Annotated in this window: 20 protein-coding genes; 6 read left to right on the plus strand and 14 right to left on the minus strand. The window is 68.5% G+C overall.

Annotated elements, in window-relative coordinates; all coding sequences use genetic code 11:
* Position 1: 1 nt before the first annotated feature.
* A complete protein-coding gene (locus JTJ31_RS00810; RefSeq protein WP_207536695.1) occupies positions 2-2,284 on the minus strand; it encodes a xanthine dehydrogenase family protein molybdopterin-binding subunit in 2,283 nt (760 codons plus the stop codon).
* 111 nt (positions 2,285-2,395) lie between these two features.
* Between JTJ31_RS00810 and JTJ31_RS00815 the strand changes: the two genes are divergently transcribed.
* From JTJ31_RS00815 to JTJ31_RS00830, 4 genes are all read left to right on the plus strand, one after another.
* Complete coding sequence (locus JTJ31_RS00815) at positions 2,396-3,517, plus strand: acyl-CoA dehydrogenase family protein (protein ID WP_207536696.1); 1,122 nt, start codon at positions 2,396-2,398, stop codon at positions 3,515-3,517.
* Positions 3,518-3,530: 13 nt separating this feature from the next.
* Positions 3,531-4,535, plus strand: coding sequence for an acyl-CoA dehydrogenase (locus JTJ31_RS00820; protein WP_207536697.1), 1,005 nt, complete (start codon positions 3,531-3,533; stop codon positions 4,533-4,535).
* Positions 4,532-5,332, plus strand: coding sequence for a crotonase/enoyl-CoA hydratase family protein (locus JTJ31_RS00825; RefSeq protein WP_207536698.1), 801 nt, complete (start codon positions 4,532-4,534; stop codon positions 5,330-5,332). The genes JTJ31_RS00820 and JTJ31_RS00825 overlap by 4 nt, the downstream gene beginning before the upstream one ends.
* 70 nt (positions 5,333-5,402) lie before the next feature.
* Positions 5,403-5,555: a hypothetical protein gene (locus JTJ31_RS00830; RefSeq protein WP_207536699.1), complete on the plus strand. Its 153-nt coding sequence runs from the start codon at positions 5,403-5,405 to the stop codon at positions 5,553-5,555.
* Between the two features lie 3 nt (positions 5,556-5,558).
* Here the strand turns inward: JTJ31_RS00830 and JTJ31_RS00835 are convergent, their stop codons facing one another.
* The gene (locus JTJ31_RS00835) at positions 5,559-6,302 is read right to left on the minus strand and encodes an SDR family oxidoreductase (RefSeq protein ID WP_207536700.1); all 744 of its coding nucleotides are present in this window, start codon (positions 6,300-6,302) and stop codon (positions 5,559-5,561) included.
* Between JTJ31_RS00835 and JTJ31_RS00840 the strand changes: the two genes are divergently transcribed.
* Positions 6,301-7,167 carry an amidohydrolase family protein gene (locus JTJ31_RS00840; protein ID WP_207536701.1) on the plus strand — a complete coding sequence of 289 codons (867 nt, stop codon included), beginning with the start codon at positions 6,301-6,303 and terminating at the stop codon, positions 7,165-7,167. The two genes, JTJ31_RS00835 and JTJ31_RS00840, sit on opposite strands and share 2 nt — an antisense overlap.
* Here the strand turns inward: JTJ31_RS00840 and JTJ31_RS00845 are convergent.
* The 3 genes from JTJ31_RS00845 to JTJ31_RS00855 are packed head-to-tail and all read right to left on the minus strand — an operon-like array spanning position 7,155 to position 9,555.
* On the minus strand, positions 7,155-8,147 hold the full coding sequence (locus tag JTJ31_RS00845; RefSeq protein ID WP_207536702.1) for an MBL fold metallo-hydrolase: 993 nt from the start codon (positions 8,145-8,147) through the stop codon (positions 7,155-7,157). The genes JTJ31_RS00840 and JTJ31_RS00845 overlap by 13 nt on opposite strands.
* Positions 8,114-8,719 (minus strand): pyridoxamine 5'-phosphate oxidase family protein, encoded by a 606-nt coding sequence (locus JTJ31_RS00850; protein ID WP_207536703.1) that lies wholly within the window; start codon positions 8,717-8,719, stop codon positions 8,114-8,116. Before JTJ31_RS00850 ends, JTJ31_RS00845 begins: the two co-directional genes overlap by 34 nt.
* Entirely contained in the window at positions 8,716-9,555 is an 840-nt protein-coding gene (locus JTJ31_RS00855) for an ATP-binding protein (RefSeq protein WP_207536704.1), read from the minus strand. The genes JTJ31_RS00850 and JTJ31_RS00855 overlap by 4 nt, the downstream gene beginning before the upstream one ends.
* Before the next feature lie 87 nt (positions 9,556-9,642).
* Between JTJ31_RS00855 and yajC the strand changes: the two genes are divergently transcribed.
* Positions 9,643-9,981, plus strand: coding sequence for a preprotein translocase subunit YajC (gene yajC / locus JTJ31_RS00860; RefSeq protein ID WP_207536705.1), 339 nt, complete (start codon positions 9,643-9,645; stop codon positions 9,979-9,981).
* Between the two features lie 65 nt (positions 9,982-10,046).
* Here the strand turns inward: yajC and JTJ31_RS00865 are convergent, their stop codons facing one another.
* The 9 genes from JTJ31_RS00865 to JTJ31_RS00905 form a co-directional block, all read right to left on the minus strand.
* Positions 10,047-11,033, minus strand: a complete 987-nt coding sequence (locus tag JTJ31_RS00865; RefSeq protein WP_207536706.1) for a branched-chain amino acid ABC transporter permease — start codon at positions 11,031-11,033, stop codon at positions 10,047-10,049.
* A gap of 3 nt (positions 11,034-11,036) precedes the next feature.
* Complete coding sequence (locus JTJ31_RS00870) at positions 11,037-11,921, minus strand: branched-chain amino acid ABC transporter permease (RefSeq protein ID WP_207536707.1); 885 nt, start codon at positions 11,919-11,921, stop codon at positions 11,037-11,039.
* 9 nt (positions 11,922-11,930) lie between these two features.
* Positions 11,931-13,154, minus strand: a complete 1,224-nt coding sequence (locus JTJ31_RS00875; RefSeq protein ID WP_207536708.1) for an ABC transporter substrate-binding protein — start codon at positions 13,152-13,154, stop codon at positions 11,931-11,933.
* A 95-nt stretch (positions 13,155-13,249) separates the two neighbouring features.
* Positions 13,250-14,494 (minus strand): ABC transporter substrate-binding protein, encoded by a 1,245-nt coding sequence (locus tag JTJ31_RS00880; RefSeq protein ID WP_207536709.1) that lies wholly within the window; start codon positions 14,492-14,494, stop codon positions 13,250-13,252.
* Between the two features lie 93 nt (positions 14,495-14,587).
* Complete coding sequence (locus tag JTJ31_RS00885) at positions 14,588-15,829, minus strand: ABC transporter substrate-binding protein (RefSeq protein WP_207536710.1); 1,242 nt, start codon at positions 15,827-15,829, stop codon at positions 14,588-14,590.
* 22 nt (positions 15,830-15,851) lie between these two features.
* On the minus strand, positions 15,852-16,556 hold the full coding sequence (locus JTJ31_RS00890) for an ABC transporter ATP-binding protein (protein WP_207536711.1): 705 nt from the start codon (positions 16,554-16,556) through the stop codon (positions 15,852-15,854).
* Positions 16,549-17,343 carry an ABC transporter ATP-binding protein gene (locus tag JTJ31_RS00895; RefSeq protein WP_207536712.1) on the minus strand — a complete coding sequence of 265 codons (795 nt, stop codon included), beginning with the start codon at positions 17,341-17,343 and terminating at the stop codon, positions 16,549-16,551. The genes JTJ31_RS00890 and JTJ31_RS00895 overlap by 8 nt, the downstream gene beginning before the upstream one ends.
* A 109-nt stretch (positions 17,344-17,452) precedes the next feature.
* On the minus strand, positions 17,453-19,690 hold the full coding sequence (gene xdhB / locus JTJ31_RS00900) for a xanthine dehydrogenase molybdopterin binding subunit (RefSeq protein ID WP_207536713.1): 2,238 nt from the start codon (positions 19,688-19,690) through the stop codon (positions 17,453-17,455).
* Positions 19,687-21,030 carry a xanthine dehydrogenase small subunit gene (locus JTJ31_RS00905; RefSeq protein ID WP_207536714.1) on the minus strand — a complete coding sequence of 448 codons (1,344 nt, stop codon included), beginning with the start codon at positions 21,028-21,030 and terminating at the stop codon, positions 19,687-19,689. Before JTJ31_RS00905 ends, xdhB begins: the two co-directional genes overlap by 4 nt.
* Between the last annotated feature and the right edge of the window lie 20 nt (positions 21,031-21,050).

Genomic DNA, 21,050 nt, shown 5'->3' on the forward strand with positions numbered 1-21,050 from the left:
CTCAGGCCGCGCTCCGCTCGCGCAGGGCGCGCCACACGCTTTCCGGCGTCAGCGGCATGTCGACATGGCTGACGCCTAGCGCATCGCACACTGCACCGACGATGGCGGGCGGTGCGCCACAGGCCCCGCCTTCTCCGGCGCCCTTCACGCCGAGGTCGTTGGACGGGCAGGGCACCACGTTCAGCCCGACCACGAGTTCAGGCACGTCGCCTGCGCGCGGCAGCGCATAGTCCTGGAAGGAGGCGGAAAGGAACTGCCCGCTTTCTCCCTCATAGGCCGTGCGCTCCAGCACCGCCTGTCCGATGCCAGCGACGATGCCGCCGTGGCACTGTCCGTGCACGAGCATGGGGTTCAGCGGCACACCCACATCGTCCACCGCCGCATAACGCACCACCGCGACCTCGCCCGTGTCGGGGTCGACCTCCACTTCCGCAAGGTGGCAGCCATTGGGGAAGTTGCACTCCGTGTCGCGCTTGTAGGTCAGCGCCTCGTCCAGCGAGCCGCCGCGCGCCAGCTCGCCCCAGGTGATGCGGCGATCCGTGCCGGCGATGCGGAACCCCTCCGGCCCGTGCTCCAGATCGGCCTCCGCCGCCTCCAGCCGCTCGGACGCGATGCGGCGCGCCTTTTCCAGCACGCGCTCCGAGGCGCGTGCCACCGCTACGCCGCCCATCTGCGAGGAACGCGACCCGCCCGTGCCACCGCCGGTGGGAACGACGTCGGAATCCCCCTGCACCAGCCGCACCTTGTCGAAGGGGATGCCGAGCCGCGCATGCAACACCTGGGCAAAAGCCGTCTCGTGGCCCTGGCCGTGGCTGAAGGTGCCGACATGAACCAGCGCCTCGCCTGTTTCGGTGATGCGGACCCGCGCCCATTCGGCGGGCTGCCCGCCCGAGGCTTCGATGAAGTAGCCAATGCCGCGCCCGCGCAGCTTGCCGCGCGCCCGGCTTTCCGCCTGCCGCGTCGCGAACCCGTCCCAGCCCATGAGGTCGAGCGCCTGGCGCTGCGTGTCGAGGAAGGCACCGCTGTCGATGGCGTTGCCGGCGCAGTTCACATATGGGATCTGCTCGGGCCGCACGTAGTTGCGGGCACGGATCTCCTCGCGCGTCAGGCCGAAGGCGACGGCACCCTGGTCCAGCAGGCGCTCGATCACATAAGCCACTTCCGGGCGCCCCGCGCCGCGATAGGCATCGGTGGGGACGGTGTTGGTGAAGACGCAGCGTACCTGCGCGTTCACCGCCTGCATGTCGTAGACTGTGCCCTGGATGCGCCCACCGGCCACAGTCGGGACGCGCGGTCCGAAATCCAGCAGGTAGGCGCCCATCGCCGCGACGGTCCGCACCTTCATGCCCAGGATGCGCGCATTTCCGTCGAAGGCCATCTCGGCCTCCGTGACGTGGTCGCGGCCATGCGGGTCGCACATGAAGGTCTCGGTCCGGCCCGCGAGCCACTTCACCGGCCGCCCCAACCGCTTCGCCGCCCAGAGCACCATCGCTGATTCGGGGAACAGCTTGCCGCGCAGACCGAACCCGCCCCCGACATCGGGCGAGACGACGCGCATCTGGTCGAGCGGCACGTTGAAGATGTGCTTCGCCAAGCCTTCACGCACGCGCACCACGCCCTGGGTCGGGCTGGTGAGGGTGAAGCGCGTCCCGTCCCACTCGCCGAGCGCCACGCGCGGTTCCATCGGGTTGCCGACGACGCGGTTGTTCACGAGGCGCACTGAGACGCTGCGGTCGGCGCGCGCAAAGGCCCCATCCGCCTCCTTCTCGCGGCCCGAGGACCAGTGAACGCAGAGGTTGGAGCCGCGCTCCGGCCAGATGACCGGCGCGTCGGGCGCCAGCGCTGCGGCCGTATCGGTCACGGCGGGCAGCATCTCGTAATCCACCAGAATCAACTCGCAGGCATCGAGAGCCTGCGCGCGGGTCTCGGCCACCACCAGCGCCACCGGGTCGCCGACGAAGCGCACCGCCTCGGTCTGCAGGATGGCACGGGGCGGGCACCAGACCGGCGAGCCATCAACCCCCGGCACCTCGACGAGCACGGGGAAGAGCCCGAGCCCGTCGGCCGCTGCGTCATGGCCCGTCAGCACCGCAACCACGCCGGGTGCTGCCTTCGCGGCCGAGACATCGATCGAGAGGATGCGCGCATGGGCATGGGGTGAGCGCAGCACGGCAGCATGCACCATCCCGTCGCGCACGAGGTCGTCGGTGAACTGGCCGCGCCCGGTAAGCAGGCGGACATCCTCCTTGCGTCGCACAGGCTGGCCGATGCCGAACTGGTCCATGGTTACGCTCCCCTGATTTGGCGGTGAAGCTATCGGCACGGGCGCGGAAGGGAAGGGGGGCAGTTTGCGCGCCGCGAAATCGGCCCTAGCTTGGCCAAAGAAGGAAACGTCATGCGCTTCGACCTGCCCGACCTGCCCGACACGCGTGCCCTCCGTGCCGAGTTGCGCGAATTCCTCGCCGAAGCCGGGCGCAACTGGACGCCCGAGACCCGTGCCCGTTCCTGGATGGGATTCGACCGCGACTTCTCCCGTTCCGTCGGCGCGCGCGGCTGGATCGGCATGACCTGGCCGAAGGCATATGGCGGGCACGAGCGCAGCGCCATGGAGCGCGTGGTGGTGCTGGAGGAGATGCTGGCCGCTGGCGCCCCGGTCGGAGCGCATTGGATCGGCGACCGTCAGTCAGGGCCCCTCATTCTGCGCCTGGGCACGGAGGAGCAGCGCAAGCGCATCCTGCCTGGCATCGCGCGCGGCGAACTGGCCTTCTGCATCGGGCTGTCGGAGCCGGACTCAGGCAGCGACCTCGCCAGCCTCCGCACAAAGGCCGAGCGGGTGCCGGGCGGCTGGAGGCTGAACGGCCGCAAGATCTGGACCACCTTCGCGCACAAGAGCGACTACATGATCGCCCTGGTGCGGACCTCCCCCGCGCCGGAGGGCGGGGCGCGCCATGCCGGTCTGTCGCAATTCCTGGTGGATCTGCGCCTGTCCGGCATCTCCATCCGGCCGATCCGGGACCTCGCGGGGGAGGACAGCTTTAACGAGGTGACCTTCGACGACGTCCTGCTTCGGGAGGATGACCTGCTGGGCGCGGAGGGACAGGGTTGGGCGCAGGCAACGAGTGAACTCGCCTTCGAGCGGTCCGGCCCCGACCGCTACTTGTCCAGCTATCCGGCCCTGGTCGCCGGGCTGACCGCGCTGCGTCCGGGCCATGAGGCCGAGGCGGGGCGCATCGTCGCGCGCCTCGCCACGCTGCGCGCCATGTCGCTCTCCGTCACCGGCATGCTGCAGCGCGGCGAGGATCCGGCGGTGGAGGCGGCGCTGGTGAAGGATGCCGGCAACGGCTTCGAGCAGGCCTTGCCCGAGCGGCTTCGAGCCATGCTGGAACCGGAGGAACGGCCCGAAGACCTGTCCCGGATGCTGGAGACGCTTGCCATGCTGGCCCCCACCTTCTCGTTGCGTGGCGGCACGCGGGAAATCCTGCGCGGCATCATCGCCCGCGACCTTGGCCTGCGGTGAGAGGGCAGTGCCGATGAGCGAGATGCGCGCCCTGCTCGTGGAGCAGCTGGACCGATTGCTGACGGAGCAGGGCGGCGTCGCCGTTCTGCGTGAGGTGGAACGCGGCACTTGGCCGGAGGCGCTCTGGGCCGAAGTCGAGGCGCAAGGCCTCGCACTCGCCCTGGTGCCGGAGGTGGCCGGCGGCGCCGGGCTTGGCTGGGGGGATGCTGCCGCGCTGTGGCACGTGCTTGGAAGCCACGCCGCTCTGATTCCGCTCGGTGAGGCGATGCTGGCCGGTGCCTTTCTCGGCGCCGCTGGGATCGAGCAGCCTGAGGGCTTCACCACCCTGGCTGCCGCCGGGGAGGCTGCCCCCTTCGGCCGTCATGCCTCGACGCTGGCCATGCTGGACGGTCCTCACGTCACGCTGCGCCAGCCCGGTGAGACGACCAATGGACAGAACACCGGCCGCGAGCCGCGCGACCGGGTTACCCCTGGCGCAACCACCGCCGAGGGGGACCTGCCCAACGGATTCGGCGCCCGCGCGGCCCGGCTGGGCCTCGCCCTGCTTCGCGCAGCGCAGATTGGCGGGGCACTGGAAAAGGTGCTGGCCCTGACTGTGGACTGGGCGAACACCCGCAAGCAGTTCGGCCGGCCCATCGGCAAGTTCCAGGCCATCCAGCAATCCCTGGCGGCCATGGCGGCCGAAGTCGCCTCCGTGCAGGTCGCTGTTGCCGCCGCCGCCCGCGCCGCCGATGCGCGCGGCCTGGATGGCGCGGCCTTCGAGATCGGCTGTGCCAAGATCGTCGCTGGCGAGGCCGCGACCCTCGGCGCGGCCACGGCGCATCAGGTCTTCGCCGCCATCGGCATCACCGAGGAGCATGAGCTGCACCACTTCACCCGCCGGCTGTGGTCCTGGCGGGAGGAGGGGGGCACCGAGCGTGCCTGGGCGGAGGAGATCGGCCGCGACGCCATGGCGCGGGGCGGCGATGCCCTCTGGCCCGATCTCACCGCCCGCGACATTTCCGGAGTTTCCGCATGAGTTTCCTCCGCATCGAGCAGGAGGGCCCTCTGGCCATCCTGACCCTGAATGCCCCCGAGCGGCGCAACGCCATTTCCTCCTTCGCCGATTGCGAGGAGGTCGAGGCGGCCTGCCGCCGGATCGCGCGGGATTCCACTGTGCGCTGCGTCATCGTTACCGGCGCCGACCCCGCCTTCTGTGCAGGCGGCGACCTCAAGGCGATGCGCGACCGCACCGGCATCATGGAAGCGGAGGGCCCCGCGGGCATGCGGGAGAATTACCGCAATGGCATCCAGCGCATCCCCTTGGCGCTGTGGGAACTGGACGTGCCGACCATCGCGGCGGTGAACGGGCCTGCCATCGGTGCCGGTCTCGACCTTGCCTGCATGTGCGACATCCGCATCGCATCCGAGAAGGCGGTCTTTGCCGAGAGCTTCGTCCGCGTGGGCATCGTCCCTGGCGACGGCGGAGCTTGGCTGTTGCCGCGCGCCGTAGGCCTATCCCGCGCCGCCGAGATGTCCTTCACCGGGGATCCGCTCAATGCGCAGGAAGGGCTGGAGGCCCGGCTTGTCAGCCGCGTCGTGCCCCATGGCGAGTTGATGGATGCCGCTCGCGCATTGGCGGCTCGCATCACGCGAAACCCTCCGACCGTGTTGCGGATGACGAAGCGCCTGCTTCGGGAAGGGCAGCACATGTCCCTCGCATCCCTGCTTGAAATGAGCGCGGCGTACCAAGCGATCGCCCAGGAAACCGAGGATCACCGGGAGGCGGTGGATGCCATGCTATCCAAGCGGGAACCGCGCTTCACCGGACGTTGAGCGCAACCGCAGCATTCACGGGGCGTTCCCATCCATCATGGCCCCTTTGGACGTATCAACGGATAGCGAGTTGGAAGCAGCGATCCGCGACTTGATGGCGCGGACGCCGACCGCCCCACGCGATCCTACCCGCACGCGCATCATGCAGATGGCGGGCGGGCAGGAAGCAATGCTCGCGGCGCTGCAGTTCGCCCAGGCCTCGGGCACGCGCCGCCGGCACTGAGCGTCAGCCGCGCCCTTCAAAGGGCATGGCTGTTGCCTTGATGGTCATGAACAGAACGTTGGCGTCGAGCGTCAGGCTGTCCATGAACAGGATCGCGTTGCCGACATTCTGAACGTCCATGGTCGGCTCGACCTTGGTTTCCCCATTCGCCTGCTTCACGCCGCGCTGCATGCGCTGCGTCATCGGCGTGGCGGCGTTGCCGATATCCACCTGGCCCGCGGCGATGTCGTATTTCCGGCCGTCCAATGCCAGCGACTTGGTCAGCCCCGTCACGGCGTGCTTGGTGGCGGTGTAGGGCGCGCTGTCGGGGCGCGGCGCGTGGGCGCTGATGCTGCCGTTGTTGATGATGCGGCCACCGCGCGGCGACTGATCCTTCATCATCCGGAAGGCGTGCTGGGCGCAGAGGAAGGAGCCGGTGAGGTTGACCGCCACGATCTCTTCCCACTTATCGACCGGCAGATCCTCGAAGGGAACGCCCGGCGCGTTCAGGCCGGCATTGTTGAACAGCAGGTCCACTCGGCCCCACTTGTCCTTCACCGCCGCGAACAGCTTTGCCACATCCGCCGCCTTCGCCACGTCGGTCGCGATGGGAAGGGCCTCGCCGCCGCCGATCTGCGCGGTTTCGCCCAGCGGCTCCTGCCGGCGTCCGGCCAGGGCGACGCGGTAGCCCGCCTTCAGCAGCGTGATCGCCACCGAGCGGCCGATGCCCGTGCCCGCGCCCGTCACCACCGCAACCTTGCCCGTCATGCGCTTCTCCCTTGAAGATGGCGGCACCATGGACTTCACCTGCGCCCCCGCCAAGCCCCGCACCACCCCACCCCGGACCCGCGCGCCGGAGGGAAGCTGCGACAGCCACTTCCACATCTTCGGGCCGTATGACCGCTTCCCGCTGGATCCCGGCCGCCCGTACACGCCCCCGCCGGCGCTGGTGCCGCACTACCTCGACATGGCGGGGACGTTGGGCCTCACCCGGCGGGTGGTGGTGCAGGCCAGCGTCTATGGAACCGACAACCGGGTGACGATGGATGCCGTCCAGGCGCTGGGCCGCGCCGATACTCGGGCCGTCGTGGTGGTGGACGAGGCGGCCGACCTTCGGGAGCTGGCGCGCGGCGGCGCGGTGGGGGTTCGCTTCAACGTTGTCAGCGGCAATGGCGCGCCGCTGGAGCAGCTCGAGGCGCTGGCCCGACGCGTCGCGCCCCTGGGCTGGCATATCCAGATCTACACCACAGACATCGAGGAACTGGCGCCACGCCTGTCGGGCCTGCCCGTGCCGGTCGTACTCGACCACATGGGCGGCGTGGACGCGACCGAAGGCCCGGACTCCCCGGCTATGCGCGCCCTGATGCGCCTTCTCGAAGGGGGCGGCGCATGGGTGAAGCTGTCGGGCTACCGTGCCAGCAAGCCGCCTTATGATGACCTCGCCGCGATCGCGCGCGCCTTGGCGAAGGCAGCACCCACGCGCTGCGTCTGGGGCACGGACTGGCCGCACACCCAGTTCCGCACGGAAGCGGAGATGCTGGATGACGGCACGCTGCTGGACTGGCTCTACGACTGGATACCCGACCCGCGCGCCATCCTGGTGGAGAATCCGGCCCGGCTCTACGGGTTCTGAAGCGGGAGCAAGATCGTTTCGCCGAAGCGGGGGATGCGGAAGTCCTGGTCCCCCACCGCGGCGCGCAGCCTGTCCACTGGCTCGCCGATCGGCTCGCGCGTCAACTTGAAGGTGCCGAAATGCATCGCGATGGCGGTCCGGGCGCGCAGGTCGCGCTGGGCTGCCACCGCCTGCTCCGGCGTGATGTGGACGGCCTGCATGAACCATTCCGGGTCATAAGCGCCGATCGGGATCATCGCGGCGTCAAAAGGTCCGAACTCCTGGCCAATGGCGGCGAGGTGCTCACCCCACGCCGTGTCGCCGCAGTGCATGAACCGTCCGCCGCCTGCCGCTTCAATGGCGAAGCCGCCCCAGAGGGTTCGCGACCGGTCGCGCCAAGTGCGGGCCGCGAAGTGTCGCATGGGCAGGAACACCACCACGTGCCCGCCGGGAAGCGTGGCGCGCCTACCCCAATCAAGCTCCGTGACGTCGGGGATGCCATGCCGGGCCAGGAAGGCCGCATTGCCGAGGCCGGCGACGAAGCGAGGCGCGAAGCGGGCGTGCAACTCGCGCAGGCTGGGCAGGTCCATGTGGTCGTAATGGGCGTGGCTCACCAGCACCACATCCACCCGGTCAAGTGCGGCAAGGCTGAGGGCAGGGGGGCGCACGCGGCGCGGCCCGGCCCAGGCGACGGGTGAGCAGCGCTCGCTGAAGACCGGGTCGAAGAGCAGGACCCGCCCATCATCCAGACGCACCAGGAAGGTCGAATGGCCGATGAAGGTGAAGGCCGCATAACCCGCCGGGATGTCGCGCGGCGGTGGTGCTTCGCGGGGGTCTTCCAGCGGGGCGGGCCAAGGGGTTCCGAACCCCTCGCGCCACAGCCGCCAAAGGGCGCGCAGCCCCTGGCCGGCGCGGGACCCGTCCGGATTGAGGAAGCGCCCGTCAGCCCCGCGCTGGGCTGGGCCGATCACCACATGCTGGCCTTGGCGCGTTCCGGCCATTCGCGGTCATAGGCCTTACCGCCGACTTCGCCCGCCGTCATCCCCGCCAGGATCTGGCCGGGCGTCGGAAGGGTGGGAGCTTCATGCGGCTCCCACAGCCGGGCGCGGATCACGGCGCGCGCGCACTGGAAATATACCGTCTCGATCTGGATCAGGGCGACGGTGCGGGGCGCCTTGCCTTCCATCATGAAGCTGCCGAGCAAGGCGCGATCCGCCGTGAGCCGCGCCGTGCCATTCACCCGCAGCGCGTTGCCGCTGCCGGGCACCAGGAACATCAGCGCCACGCGCGGGTCGCGCAGGATGTTGCGCAGGCTGTCGATCCGGTCATTGCCGCGCCGGTCGGGCAGGGCCAGGGTGCGGTCGTCCAGGATGCGGACGAGCTGCCCCGGCAGGTCGCCGCGTGGCGAGCAGTCCAGCCCCTCTGGCCCTGAGGTGGCGAGGGCCAGGAAGGGAGCGGCCTCGATGATGCGCCGGTACTCCGGCGTCAGGCGGGACGCCTCCTTCCGCAGACTGGCTGGGCCTGGGGTGCCGTAATGCGCGTGGAGTTCGTCCAGCGTCTCGATGAATTTCATCCCTTGACCCCCAGCCGCCCGGCCATGTCCTGGATGAACTGCCAGGCTACCCGGCCCGATCGTCCTCCGCGGGTGACACTCCACTCGACGGCCGCCGCGCGCAGTTCGGAGGCTTCGACCGGAAGGTCCATGGCGCGGGCATAGCCCTCGATCATCGCGAAGAAGGTCGGCTGGTCGCAATTGTGGAACCCGACCCAGAGGCCGAAGCGGTCCGAGAGGGAGACCTTCTCCTCCACCGCCTCAGAGGGGTTGATGGCGGAGGAGCGCTCATTCTCGATCATGTCACGCGGCATCAGGTGCCGGCGGTTGGAGGTGGCGTAGAACAGCACGTTGGGCGGCCGCCCCTCGATCCCGCCATCGAGCACGCTCTTGAGCGCCTTGTAGTCTGCGTCCTCCTTCTCGAAGGACAGGTCGTCGCAGAAGACCAGGGCCCGCCGCTCCTGCCCGCGCAGGATGTTCAGCAGCTCCGGCAAGGTGCGGATGTCCTCGCGGTGGATCTCGATCAGGGCGAGGGAGCCGGGGTGCAGGCGGTTGGCCTCGGCATGGGCGGCCTTGACCAGAGAGGACTTGCCCATGCCGCGCGCCCCCCAGAGCATCGCGTTATTTGCAGGCAGGCCGCTGGCGAAGCGCAGCGTGTTTTCCAGGATGATCTCGCGCTGCCGCTCCACGCCCTGGAGCAGTTCGATCTCCACCCGCGACACGCGTGGCACCGGGCTCAGCGTGGCCGGCGGGTGCCAGACGAAGGCGTCGGCCCCCTCCAGGCGGGGCGGCAAGGCCGGGGGCGGGGCGAGGCGTTCCAGGGCCTCGGCGATGCGGGTCAGCAGGGCGGCGTCCATGCTGGGGTTTGAAGCGCCCGAACGCGGTTGACGCAAGGGCCGGGGCGGGTCACATCCGCCAGGATTCCCCAAAGGACGCGAGGAAACATGTTCATCTCCCCCGCTTACGCCCAGGATGCCGCCGCGGCCGGCGCGGGCGCCGTGGTCATGCAGCTGCTGCCGCTGCTGCTGATCTTCGTTGTCTTCTACTTCCTGCTGATCCGGCCGCAGCAGAAGAAGATGAAGGAGCATCGTTCCATGCTCGCCGCGCTCAAGCGCGGGGATAAGGTCGTGACCGCCGGCGGCATCGTCGGCGAGGTGAAGAAGGTGAACGAGACGAGCGACGTGGTGGAGGTCGAGATCGCCCCCAACATCCGCGTCGAGGTGGTGCGCGGCACCATCGCCAGCGTGGTTCGCCCCGAGGCGGCGAACGACGTCAAGGTCTGAGGTTTCAGGCCGAAAAAGTAAGGGGGGCCGCGAGGCCCCCCTTTTTTGTGCGCGGCGCCCGGCGGTCAGAGCCGCACGCGCAGCCAGTTGCCAATCTCGCCCACGATGCCGCGGCGGAAGGCCAGCACGCAGAGCACGAAGATGATGCCTTGGATCACCGTCACCCAGGCGCCGAACTCCGCGAGGTAGTTCTGCATGGTGATGATGACGGCGGCGCCCACCACGGGCCCGAAGATCGTTCCGAGCCCGCCGACGAGCGACATCAGCACGACCTCGCCGGACATGGTCCAGAACACGTCGGTGAGGGTCGCGATGCCGAAGACGATAGACTTGAGCCCGCCTGCAACGCCCGAGAGCGCGGCGGAGAGCACGAAGGCCATCAGCTTGTAATCGTCAGTCCGGTAGCCGAGTGAGGTGGCGCGCGGCTCATTCTCGCGGATGGATTTCATCACCATGCCGAAGGGCGAGTGGATGACGCGGTGGATGAACAGGAAGCCGATGAGGAACACCGCCGCCGTCAGCCAGTACATGGTGATGTCGGCGCTCAGCGGGATCATCCCGAACAGGTTGCCGCGCGGGATGGACTGGATGCCGTCCTCGCCGCCTGTGAAAGGCGCCTGTACGCAGAAGAAGTAGACCATCTGCGCGAAGGCCAGGGTGATCATGGCGAAGTAGATGCCTTGTCGCCGGATCGCGAGCCAGCCGATGAGGAGACCGAGCAACGCGCCCACCGCGCCGCCGATCAGCACTGCGATCTCAGGTGTGAAACCCCACACTTTGGCCGCGTGGCCAGCGAGGTAGCCGCCCATCCCGAAATACGCTGCATGGCCAAAGGAAAGCAGGCCGACATAGCCGATCAGCAGATTGAAGGCGCAGGCAAACAGGGCGAAGCACAGAACCTTCATCAGGAAGACGGGGTAGAGAAAGAAGGGGCTGACCACGATGAAGGCCACCATCACCAGGAAGGCGACGAGCTGCGTCCGCGTGAAGCCGAGGAAGACTGTTTCCTCGGTCTTGAAGTCGGTGCCGGAGAAACCGCCGGGTGCCGCCATGGATCAGGCCCTCCCGAACAGGCCGGCGGGCCGCAGCAGCAGGACGATGGCCATGACCACGAAGATCACGGTGGCGGAAGCTTCCGGATAGAACACCTTGGTCAGGCCCTCGATGATGCCAAGCCCGAAGCCCGTGACGACCGAGCCCAGAATCGAGCCCATGCCGCCGATCACGACCACGGCGAAGACGATGATGATGAGGTTGGACCCCATTTGCGGATTCACGCTGTAGATCGGCGCCGCCAGGACGCCGGCGAATGCGGCCAGGGCAACGCCCGCGCCATAGGTCAGGGTCATCATGCGCGGCACGTTGATGCCGAAGGCCTGCACCAGCGCTGGGTTCTCCGTCGCCGCGCGCAGATAGGAGCCGATCTTGGTCTTCTCGATCACCAGCCAGGTCGCGATGCAGGCAACGAGGGCCACAATCACCACCCATCCGCGATAGACGGGCATGAACATGAAGCCGAGGTCCCAGGCCCCCGTCAGCTCCGTCGGGATCCGGTAGGGCAGGCCGGAGGAGCCGAACTCGTTCCGCACCAGCCCCTCGACGATCAGCCCGACGCCGAAGGTGAGCAGCAGGCCGTAGAGGTGATCCAGCTTGTAGAGCTGTGAGATCATAGTTCGTTCGAGCAGCACGCCGAACAGCCCGACGACGATGGGTGCCAGCAGCAGCGCCCACCAATAGCCGAGGCCAAGAAAGTTCAGCATCGCCCAGGCCACGAAGGCACCCAGCATGAACTGGGCGCCATGCGTGAAGTTGATGACGTTCAGCATCCCGAAGATGACGGCGAGGCCGAGCGAGAGGAGCGCGTAGAAGGCCCCATTGATGAGACCGAGCAGCAACTGCCCGAAGAGCAGTGGTGCCGGGATGCCGAAGATCTCGTCCATACGCGTATCTTACCCCCTGACGAGCGGGCAATTTCCCTCGGCCATGGGGCGGAAAGCCTCCTCGGCCGGGTTGGTCGCCGCGATGTTGTAGTAATCCCACGTCCCACGCGATTCGCGGGGCGTCTTCACCTGGAAGAGATAGGTTGGGTGGATCTTGCGTCCGTCCGGCCGGATGCGCCCGGTGCCGAAGGCGTCGTCATCCGTTTCCATGGACTTCATGCGTTCCGCCACCGCGCGGGCATCGGCCTTGGCGGCGGCGGCGCCCAGTGCGCCGGCGGCCTTCAGGTAATGCACCGTCGCGCTGTAGCACCCCGCCTGTACCTGGGCGGGCATGGCGCGGTTTGGCATCCGCGGCTGGACACGCTGGCTGAAGGCGCGGGTTCGGTCGTTCAGGTCCCAGTAGAAGGACTCGGTCAACAGCAGGCCCTGCGCCGTATCGAGGCTGAGGGAATGGACCTCCATGAAAGACATCAGCAGCCCGGCGATCCGCATGTTGCGTGTCAATCCGAATTCGCGCGCCTGCTTGATGCAGTTCGCCGTATCCGTCCCGGCATTGGCGAGGCCGAGCACTTTGGCCCGGCTGGCCTGGGCCTGGACGAGGTAGGAGGAGAAATCCGTCGTCTGCGGGAAGGGGTAGCGTGCCGAGCCGAGCACCCGCCCGCCGCCCTGCTCTACGAAGGAGGAGGTGTCGCGCTGGAGCGCGTGGCCGAAGGCATAGTCCGCCGTGATGAAGAACCAAGTATCGCCCCCCGCGCGGGTCAAGGCGGCTCCGGTTCCCTTGGCGAGCATGTAGGTGTCGTAGGTCCAGTGCACCGTGTTCGGCGAGCATGCAGAACCGGTCAGGTCGCTGGTGGCAGCACCAGAGTTGAGGAAGAGCTTGTTCTTCTCCCGCGCGATCTGGCTGATCGCTAGTGCGACAGAAGAGGTGGGAACATCGACGATGACGTCCACGCCCTGGTCGTACCACTGGCGTGCGATGTTGGAGCCGACATCAGGGCGGTTCTGGTGGTCGGCCTGGATCACCTCGGCCTGGACGCCAAGGCGCGAGGCGAATTCCATCACCGCCTGCTGCGTGCAGATCGCGGAACCGGGACCGGTCGGGTCGCGGTAGGGGCCCGACATGTCGGTCAGGACGCCCAAGCGCAGCGTGTTGGCCTGCTGGGCACGCAGTGAAGCAAAGGGCAGTGTCGTGGCGGCTGCGCCGGCCAGGAGGCCGCGGCGGTGGATGGTCATGCTGGCGTTTCCTTGCTCGTGTTGCCCCCGTTGCGACGGGGCCGGCATGGATTCTTCGCGCCCATGTCCGGCCCCGCCCTCTCCTTGTCTCTCTCCTAGCTGCGGACGAGTGAGCAGCCGCCTTCGCTCATCGGGCGGAAGGCTTCCTCCGCCGGGGTGGTCTGCAGCAGCTTGTAGTAGTCCCACGGGCCGCGGCTTTCGCGCGGCGTCTTCACCTCGAACAGGTAGGAGGGCTGGATCCGCCGCCCATCGGGGCGAATTGAGCCCTGGCCCATTGCATCGTCGTCAGTGGGCATCGCCTTCATGCGGTTCACCGTCTCGACACCGCTGGCCTTGGCCTGCTGCGCGCCCATATCGGCCACGGCCTTCAGGTAGTGGACGATCGCGCTGTAGCAGCCCGCCTGGCCCATGCCCGGCCGGAGCTGGTTGGGCATGTTGGGCAGGACGCGCTGGGTGAAGGCGCGGGTGCGGTCATTCAGGTCCCAGTAGAAGGTCTCGGTGCAGACCAGCCCCTGTGCCGTCTCCAGCCCCAGCGAATGCACGTCGGAAATGAACATCAGCAGTGCAGCCAACTTCACGCCACGTCGCGTCAGCCCGAACTCGGCTGCCTGCTTGATGGAGTTGATGGTGTCGCCGCCCGCATTGGCGAGGCCGACGACCTTGGCGCGCGACGCCTGAGCCTGCACCAGGAAGCCCGAGAAGTCAGTGCCCGGGAAGGGCGTCCGCACCGCGCCCAGCACGCGGCCACCTGCGGCGCGCACGAAGTTCGAGGTGTCGCGCTCCAGCGCATGGCCGAAGGCGTAGTCCGCCGTCAGGAAGAACCAGGTGTCGCCGCCGGCCCGCACCATGGCGCCGCCCGTGGACTTGGCGAGCATGTATGTGTCGTAGGTCCAGTGGATGGTGTTCGGGCTGCACTGCGCGCCCGTCAGGTCGCTGGTCGCGGCGCTGCTGTTCAGGAAGATCTTGTTGCGTTCGCGCACCACGGTGTTGATGGCGAGCGCGACAGAGGAGGTCGGAACGTCGAGGATGACATCCACCCCGTCCCGGTCCATCCATTGCCGCGCGATGTTGGAGCCGACATCCGGGCGGTTCTGGTGGTCGCCCACCAGCACCTCGACATTGATGCCGCGCTGCGTGACGCCGGAATCGGCAATGGCCTGCCGTACGCAGGCGACAGAGCCGGGGCCGTTCACGTCACGATACAGACCGGACTGGTCGTTCAGCACGCCAATCCGGATGGTGTTCTGCGCCTGGGCGCGGGCCTGCCAGGTGGGCAGGGCGCCGAAGGCGGTACTGGCGGCGGCGCCCGCCAGCAAGCGGCGGCGATTAATCTCAGACATTCTTTTCACGCTCCCTGTTTTGGTCTTCCGCCGGCGAGGGCCGGCGGATTATTGGGCGGCCGGTCTGCGCCGGCTCGCCCCTCGGTGGTCAACTCAGCCGCGGACGAGGCTGCACCCGCCTTGGCCCACTGGCCGGAAGGCTTCATCCGCCGGCACGGTGGACAGAAGCTTGTAGTAGTCCCACGCCCCGCGGCTCTCCTGCGGGGTCTTCACCTCGAACAGGTAGGCGGGGTGGATCTTGCGGCCATCGGGACGGATGGAGCCCTGGCCGAAGGCGTCGTCGTCGGTCGGCATGGCTTTCATGCGGTTCACCGCCTCGGCGCCGCTGGCCTTGGCCTGCTGCACACCCATGTCGGCAACGGCCTTCAGGTAGTGCAGCACTGCGGAGTAGCAGCCCGCCTGCACCATGGTCGGGCGCAGCCCGCCCGGCATGTTGCCCAGGCGCTGCGTCAGGGCGCGAGTGCGGTCGTTCAGGTCCCAATAGAAAGTTTCGGTCAGGACGAGGCCCTGCGCCGTCTGAAGGCCGAGCGAATGCACGTCGGTCACGAAGACCAGCAGCCCCGCCAGCTTCACGCCGCGGCGCGTCAGCCCGAATTCTGCCGCCTGCTTGATGGAGTTGATGGTGTCGCCGCCCGCATTCGCGAGGCCGATCACCTTCGCCCGGCTCGCCTGTGCCTGCACGAGATAGGAGGAGAAGTCGGTCGTGCCTGGGAAGGGGGTGCGGACCTGACCGAGGACGCGTCCACCCGCGGCGCGCACGAACTCCGCCGTGTCGCGCTCCAGCGCATGGCCGAAGGCGTAGTCCGCCGTCAGGAAGAACCAGGTGTCGCCGCCGGCCCGCACCATGGCGCCGCCCGTGCCGCGCGCGAGCATCCAGGTATCATAGGTCCAGTGGATGGTGTTCGGGCTGCACTGCGCGCCCGTCAGGTCGCTCGTGGCAGCGCCGGAGTTCAGGAAGACCTTGTTGCGCTCACGCACCACCGTGTTCACGGCCAGGGCCACGGAGGAGGTCGGCACGTCCACGATCACGTCCACGCCGTCCCGGTCGATCCATTGGCGGGCGACGGTCGAGCCGACATCGGGGCGGTTCTGGTGGTCGGCCTGCACCACCTCCACGTTGATGCCGCGCTGGGTGATGCCGCTATCCTGGATGGCGAGGCGCACGGCCTGGGTGGAGCCAGGGCCGGACAGGTCACGATACAGGCCCGACTGGTCATTGAGGACGCCGATGCGGATGGTGTTCTGCGCCTGCGCCCGCGCACCGGACATGGGCAGCCCGGCAGCAAGGGGCGTGGCCGCAGCGGCGGCGAGGAGGTTGCGGCGGTTCAACGTCATAGGATCAGTCCTTTCGAGTGCCTTACACGCCCAGGTATTCGTTCAGGCGGTCCATCGAGGTCGCGAGCTCGGCATTGGTCACGGTCGCCTTCACCTCGCCATGCTCCATTACGTAGTGGCGGTCGGCCACGGTTTGCGCGAAGCGGAAATTCTGCTCCACGAGCAGCACGGTGAAGCCGCGGCTCTTCAGCTCGCGGATGGTGCGGCCTATCTGCTGCACGATGACCGGCGCCAGCCCCTCCGAAGGCTCATCCAGCAGAAGCAGCTTGGCCCCCGTGCGCAGGATGCGGCCGATCGCCAGCATCTGCTGTTCGCCACCCGACAGCTTGGTGCCCGGCGAGCGTGCGCGTTCCTTCAGGTTCGGGAAGAGCGTGTAGATTTCGTCCACTGAGAGCCCGCCCGACCGCACTGCCGGCGGCAGCAGGAGATTCTCAGTCACGTCCAGCGAGGCGAAGATGCCCCGCTCCTCCGGGCAATAGGCAATGCCCGAACGGGCAATCAGGTCGGGGCGCAGCCCGATCGTCTCCTTGCCCTCGAAGACGATGGAGCCGGCACGGCGGCCGGTGAGCCCCATGATGGCGCGCAGCGTGGAGGTCTTGCCGGCGCCGTTGCGCCCCAGCAGGGTGACCACCTCGCCCTCGTGGATGTCGAGGGAGACGCCGTGCAGCACGTGGCTCTCGCCGTACCATGCCTCGAGGCCACGGACCTTCAGCATCGGCTCAGCCATGGGCGACTCCTCCCGCAGCGTTGGGGGCGCCGACGCTGGCCGGGTCGGTGCCGAGATAGGCGGCCTGGACATCGGGGTTGCGACTCACCGTCGCGTAATTGCCCTGGGCCAGGACCTCGCCGCGCGCCAGCACGGTGATCTCATCGCAGAGGCCTTCGACGACCTTCAGATTGTGCTCCACCAGCAGCACGGTCCGCCCGGCCGAGACGCGCTTCACCAGTGCCACGATGCGATCCACGTCCGCATGCGTCATGCCGGCGGTGGGTTCGTCCAACAGCATCATGACGGGGTCGAGAGCGAGGGTGGTCGCGATCTCCAGCGCCCGCTTGCGGCCGTAGGGCAGCTGGCCGGCCTGCACGCGCTCATACTCCGTGAGCGCCACATCCTCGAGGAGCTCGCGCGCCCGCGTGTCATACTCGCGCAGCACAGAATCACTGCGCCAGAAATCGAAGGAACCGCCGCGCTGGCGCTGCAGGGCCAGCTTCACGTTCTCCAGCACCGTGAGGTTCGGGAAGACGGCGGAGATCTGGAAGGAGCGCACGAGGCCGAGGCGCGCCACCTCGGCCGGCTTCAGCGAGGTGATGTCGCGTCCATCATAGGTGATGGTTCCGCGTGTCGGAATCAGGAACTTGGTGAGCAGGTTGAAGCACGTTGTCTTGCCGGCGCCGTTCGGGCCGATCAGCCCATGGATCGAGCCGCGGCGGATCGCGAGATTCACGTCCTTCACCGCGACGAAGCCACGGAACTCCTTGGTCAGTCCTTCCGCCTTGAGGATCGTGTCGCTCACCCGGCCCAGCCTCCCATTCCAACCGGCATTTCAGCCGCGCTTGCCAAACTGTATGGCAATGCGGTGAGCCATGTGCAAGCGGCATCACAGTTCCCACCAAGGCGGGAAGCTAGCGATTCCTGATCGCTGCCAGGAGGCGCTCAGCCGTGGCCGGGAGGCCGAGGCTCGGCACCCCCGTGGCATCGCGCAGGGCATTCACAACCGCCGTCGCGAGCAGGAGCGGCGGCTCCCCAACTGCCTTGGAGCGGAAGAGCGCTCCTGCCCGTGCCTCCGAGCCTTCTAGAAGCCGGGCCCGCAGCACGGGGGGCACGTCGCGGGAACCCGGAATCTTATAGGTGGACGGGCCAAGAGTGCGCTGCCGCCCGTCCCCGTCCCACCACAACTCCTCGCTGGTCAGCCAGCCCATTCCCTGCACGAAGGCGCCCTCGATCTGGCCGAGGTCGATGGCCGGGTTCAGGCTGCGTCCGCAATCCTGCACGAGATGCGCCGAAAGGCACCGATGCTCGCCGGTCAACGTGTCCAGCAGCACCTCCGCAACCGCCGCGCCATAGGTGAAGTAGAAGAATGGTTCCCCTCGCATGCGTCCCGCATCCCAATGGATGTCCGGCGTCCGGTAGAACCCGGTCGCGGAGAGGCTGACCCGTTCCCGCCAGCAAAGCTTCGCCAGTTCGCCGAAGCGCATTCCCTCATTGCCGCCGGGCGGGAGGACATGGCCGTCCTCGAAGCGCAGGCTCTCCGGCGTGCAGCGAAGGTGCCGCGCGGCGACCTCCGCCATCCGGTCACGGACCGCCATGGCCGCCGCATGGGCCGCCCAGCCGTTCAGATCGCTGCCCGTGCTGGCGGCTGTGGCGCTGGTATTGGGGATCTCGGCCGTCGAGGTGGGGGCGAGGCCGACCGCTTCGACCGGCATGCCGAACACTTCCGCCACCACCTGCGCCACCTTGATAAACAGCCCTTGGCCCATTTCGGTCCCGCCATGGGCCAGGCGGATGGAGCCATCCGTGTAGACATGCACCAGGGCGCCGGCTTGGTTCAGGTGCGGGATGCCGAAGGCGATGCCGAATGCGCAGCAGAAGGAGCCCACCCCCTTCCGGAGCGTCGGATGCTCGGCGTTGAACGAAGCCGCCTCTGCCCGCAACCGGTCCCATTCGGCATCAGCCTTGGCCTCGGCCAGGACGCGGCGGGTCAGGGCGGGCTCTAGCCTCTGGCCGTAAGGAGTCCGATCCGCGAGGTTGCGCAGGCGCAGGGATTCCACGTCGTGGCCAAGCTGCGCCGCGGCCCGGTGCAGCACATCCTCCATCAGCAGCGCGCCCTGCGGGCCGCCGAAGCCGCGAAAGGCCGTGTTGCTGACATGATTGGTCTTCACGGCGCAGGCTAAGACGCGCAGCGCCGGCGCGCCGTAGCAGTTCAGCGCATGGGTGAGGGCACGGAACACTACCCCGCCGGACATATCCAGCGAATGGCCGCCATCGGCCGCCAAGGTGGCGTCCAGCGCCAGCAGGCGCCCCTCCTCGTCGAAGCCGGCCTGCCAGCGATACAGGAAAGGGTGGCGCTTGCCCGTCGCCGCCATGTCGGCGCGGCGGGACAGGCGCAGCTTGACCGGGTGGCCCGTCACTCGCGCGGCGAGTGCCGCCGCCGCCGCGACCCAGGAGGCGTTGCTCTCCTTCCCGCCGAACCCGCCGCCAAGACGCCGGCACTGCACGGTCACCCGATGATAGGGCTCACCCAGCACGCGCGCGACAACGTGCTGCACCTCCGTCGGGTGCTGGGTCGAGGAGTGGACGAGCATCTCGCCTTCCTCACCGGGGATGGCGAGGGCGATCTGGCCCTCCAGGTAGAAATGCTCCTGGCCGCCGGCGCGGAACTCTCCGGTCAGGCGGTGCGGCGCGGCCGCGAGCGCGGCCTCGACATCCCCTTCGGCGATGATCTGCGGCGGGACGAGGAAGGAGCCTGTCTCCAGCGCCGCCTCGATGCTCAACACGGGTGGTAGCGTTTCGATACGCGGACGGGCCGCTGCGGCGGCGCGCAGGGCGGCGTCGCGCGTCGGCGCGACAAGGATGGCGAGGGGCTGCCCGTGATGCTCGACCAGGGTTTCCGCCAAGAGCACCTCGCCATGGCCAATGGGCGCGATGTCGTTCTGACCCGGAATGTCGGCGGGCAGGATGGCTCGCACCCCTTCGGGCAGGTCGAGGCCGCGCAATCGCCCATGCGCGACCGGCGACAGTGCCAGCGCCGCGTGCCAAGTCCCCGCAGGTTCGGGCAGATCGTCGAGGAAGCGCGCTTCGCCGCTCGCGTGGCGCAACGCGCTGTCATGGCGCAGGGCATGGCCGACGATGGCGGTGTTCATGCGTGGACCGTCGCAGGCAAGTCCGGCCGCGCGTGACGCAGGGCGAGCCGGCGCAGGAGGCCGCGCGCCGCTTCCAGACGGTAGGCGGCCGCGCCGCGATGATCGTCCATCGGTGCAAAGCGCAGAGCGGCGCCGGCTTCGCGTGCCGCATCGTCATCCAGGCTGCGGCCGGTCAACACCGCTTCGGCCTCGCGCGCCCGCATGGCCGTCGCCGCCATGCCCCCAAATGCAAGGCGGGCGCGTGACACGGTTTCCCCCGCGAACTCGACACAGGCGGCCAGCGAGACGGCGCTGATATCCTGATCATGGCGGCGCGACAGTTTCTCCGCTGCCAGCAGCGCGCCCGGCGGTGGCGCCGGAAGTTCGATCGCGACGATGATCTCGTCCGACGCCAGGGCGTTGCGCCGGTAGCCGAGCAGGAACTCTTCCACCGGAACCCGACGCGCGCCGCGCGGAGAGGCACACTCCACGACGGCCCCAAGCGCCAGCAGCACCGGCAGCGCATCTCCAATGGGTGAAGCCGTACCCAAATTCCCGCCAACGGTCCCGAGCGTGCGGATCTGCCGCGACCCCAGCCGTTCCAGATAGGGGACGAGCGGGGCGAAGCGCGCATCCGCACGACAGGCTTCGAGCCACTCCGCATAAGGGGCCGCCGCGCCGATGCGCTGGCAGGCCTCGCCCACTGTCACACCCTGCATCTCGCGCACGTTCAGCAGGCAGATCACCTCGGCCGGGTGCTCGCGATGCTCAGAGAATCTGAGGCCGAGATCCGTGCCGCCCGCGAGCAGCATCGCATCAGGGAAGGCAGCACGCAGCGCCACGGCCTCCTCCAAGGTGGCTGGAAGGTGGAAGCCGCCGAATTGAGAGGAAGCTGCGGCGAAGCCCGGCGCCGTCTCGCCGTCATCCGACATCGCCGCCATGGCGTCGAGGATGGGGCGGTAGCCGGTGCAGCGGCACAGGTTTCCGGCGAGCGCGGCGTGCGGGTCGCCGCCCGATCGGGTCCAGGCCCAGGCCGCCATGACGATACCGGGGGTGCAGAACCCGCATTGCGTGGCGCCGCCCTCGGCCAGGGCCCGCACCACCGGATGGTCACGTCCCAGGCCTTCCACGGCGCGGATTGCGCGTCCATGCATCTGGCCGAGCACGCACAGGCAGGCATTGACCGGGCGGCGCGAGGCGCCTGCCTCGATGACGACCGTGCATGCGCCGCAATCCCCCTCGGCGCAGCCTTCCTTGGCGCCTGTCAGCCCCTCGGCGCGCAGCCAGTCGAGCAGCGTGGTGGTGGGCGGCGCCTCAATCGTCCGGCGCGCGCCGTTCAGCGTGATCTCGATCGAAGCCATGCCGCATGATGGGCGCGGCA

It is taken from the genome of Sabulicella rubraurantiaca, from assembly GCF_017355885.1.
GTDB classification, from domain to species: Bacteria; Pseudomonadota; Alphaproteobacteria; order Acetobacterales; family Acetobacteraceae; genus Roseococcus; species Roseococcus rubraurantiacus.

Bases quoted from the DNA above. Each gene is read 5' to 3' on its own strand.
- JTJ31_RS00810 (WP_207536695.1), bottom strand. From the start codon at position 2,284: ATGGACCAGTTCGGCATCGGCCAGCCTGTGCGACGCAAGGAGGATGTC.
- JTJ31_RS00815 (WP_207536696.1), top strand. From the start codon at position 2,396: ATGCGCTTCGACCTGCCCGACCTGCCCGACACGCGTGCCCTCCGTGCC.
- JTJ31_RS00820 (WP_207536697.1), top strand. From the start codon at position 3,531: ATGAGCGAGATGCGCGCCCTGCTCGTGGAGCAGCTGGACCGATTGCTG.
- JTJ31_RS00825 (WP_207536698.1), top strand. From the start codon at position 4,532: ATGAGTTTCCTCCGCATCGAGCAGGAGGGCCCTCTGGCCATCCTGACC.
- JTJ31_RS00840 (WP_207536701.1), top strand. From the start codon at position 6,301: ATGCGCTTCTCCCTTGAAGATGGCGGCACCATGGACTTCACCTGCGCC.
- JTJ31_RS00835 (WP_207536700.1), bottom strand. From the start codon at position 6,302: ATGACGGGCAAGGTTGCGGTGGTGACGGGCGCGGGCACGGGCATCGGC.
- JTJ31_RS00845 (WP_207536702.1), bottom strand. From the start codon at position 8,147: ATGGCCGGAACGCGCCAAGGCCAGCATGTGGTGATCGGCCCAGCCCAG.
- JTJ31_RS00850 (WP_207536703.1), bottom strand. From the start codon at position 8,719: ATGAAATTCATCGAGACGCTGGACGAACTCCACGCGCATTACGGCACC.
- JTJ31_RS00855 (WP_207536704.1), bottom strand. From the start codon at position 9,555: ATGGACGCCGCCCTGCTGACCCGCATCGCCGAGGCCCTGGAACGCCTC.
- yajC (WP_207536705.1), top strand. From the start codon at position 9,643: ATGTTCATCTCCCCCGCTTACGCCCAGGATGCCGCCGCGGCCGGCGCG.
- JTJ31_RS00865 (WP_207536706.1), bottom strand. From the start codon at position 11,033: ATGGCGGCACCCGGCGGTTTCTCCGGCACCGACTTCAAGACCGAGGAA.
- JTJ31_RS00870 (WP_207536707.1), bottom strand. From the start codon at position 11,921: ATGGACGAGATCTTCGGCATCCCGGCACCACTGCTCTTCGGGCAGTTG.
- JTJ31_RS00875 (WP_207536708.1), bottom strand. From the start codon at position 13,154: ATGACCATCCACCGCCGCGGCCTCCTGGCCGGCGCAGCCGCCACGACA.
- JTJ31_RS00880 (WP_207536709.1), bottom strand. From the start codon at position 14,494: ATGTCTGAGATTAATCGCCGCCGCTTGCTGGCGGGCGCCGCCGCCAGT.
- JTJ31_RS00885 (WP_207536710.1), bottom strand. From the start codon at position 15,829: ATGACGTTGAACCGCCGCAACCTCCTCGCCGCCGCTGCGGCCACGCCC.
- JTJ31_RS00890 (WP_207536711.1), bottom strand. From the start codon at position 16,556: ATGGCTGAGCCGATGCTGAAGGTCCGTGGCCTCGAGGCATGGTACGGC.
- xdhB (WP_207536713.1), bottom strand. From the start codon at position 19,690: ATGAACACCGCCATCGTCGGCCATGCCCTGCGCCATGACAGCGCGTTG.
- JTJ31_RS00905 (WP_207536714.1), bottom strand. From the start codon at position 21,030: ATGGCTTCGATCGAGATCACGCTGAACGGCGCGCGCCGGACGATTGAG.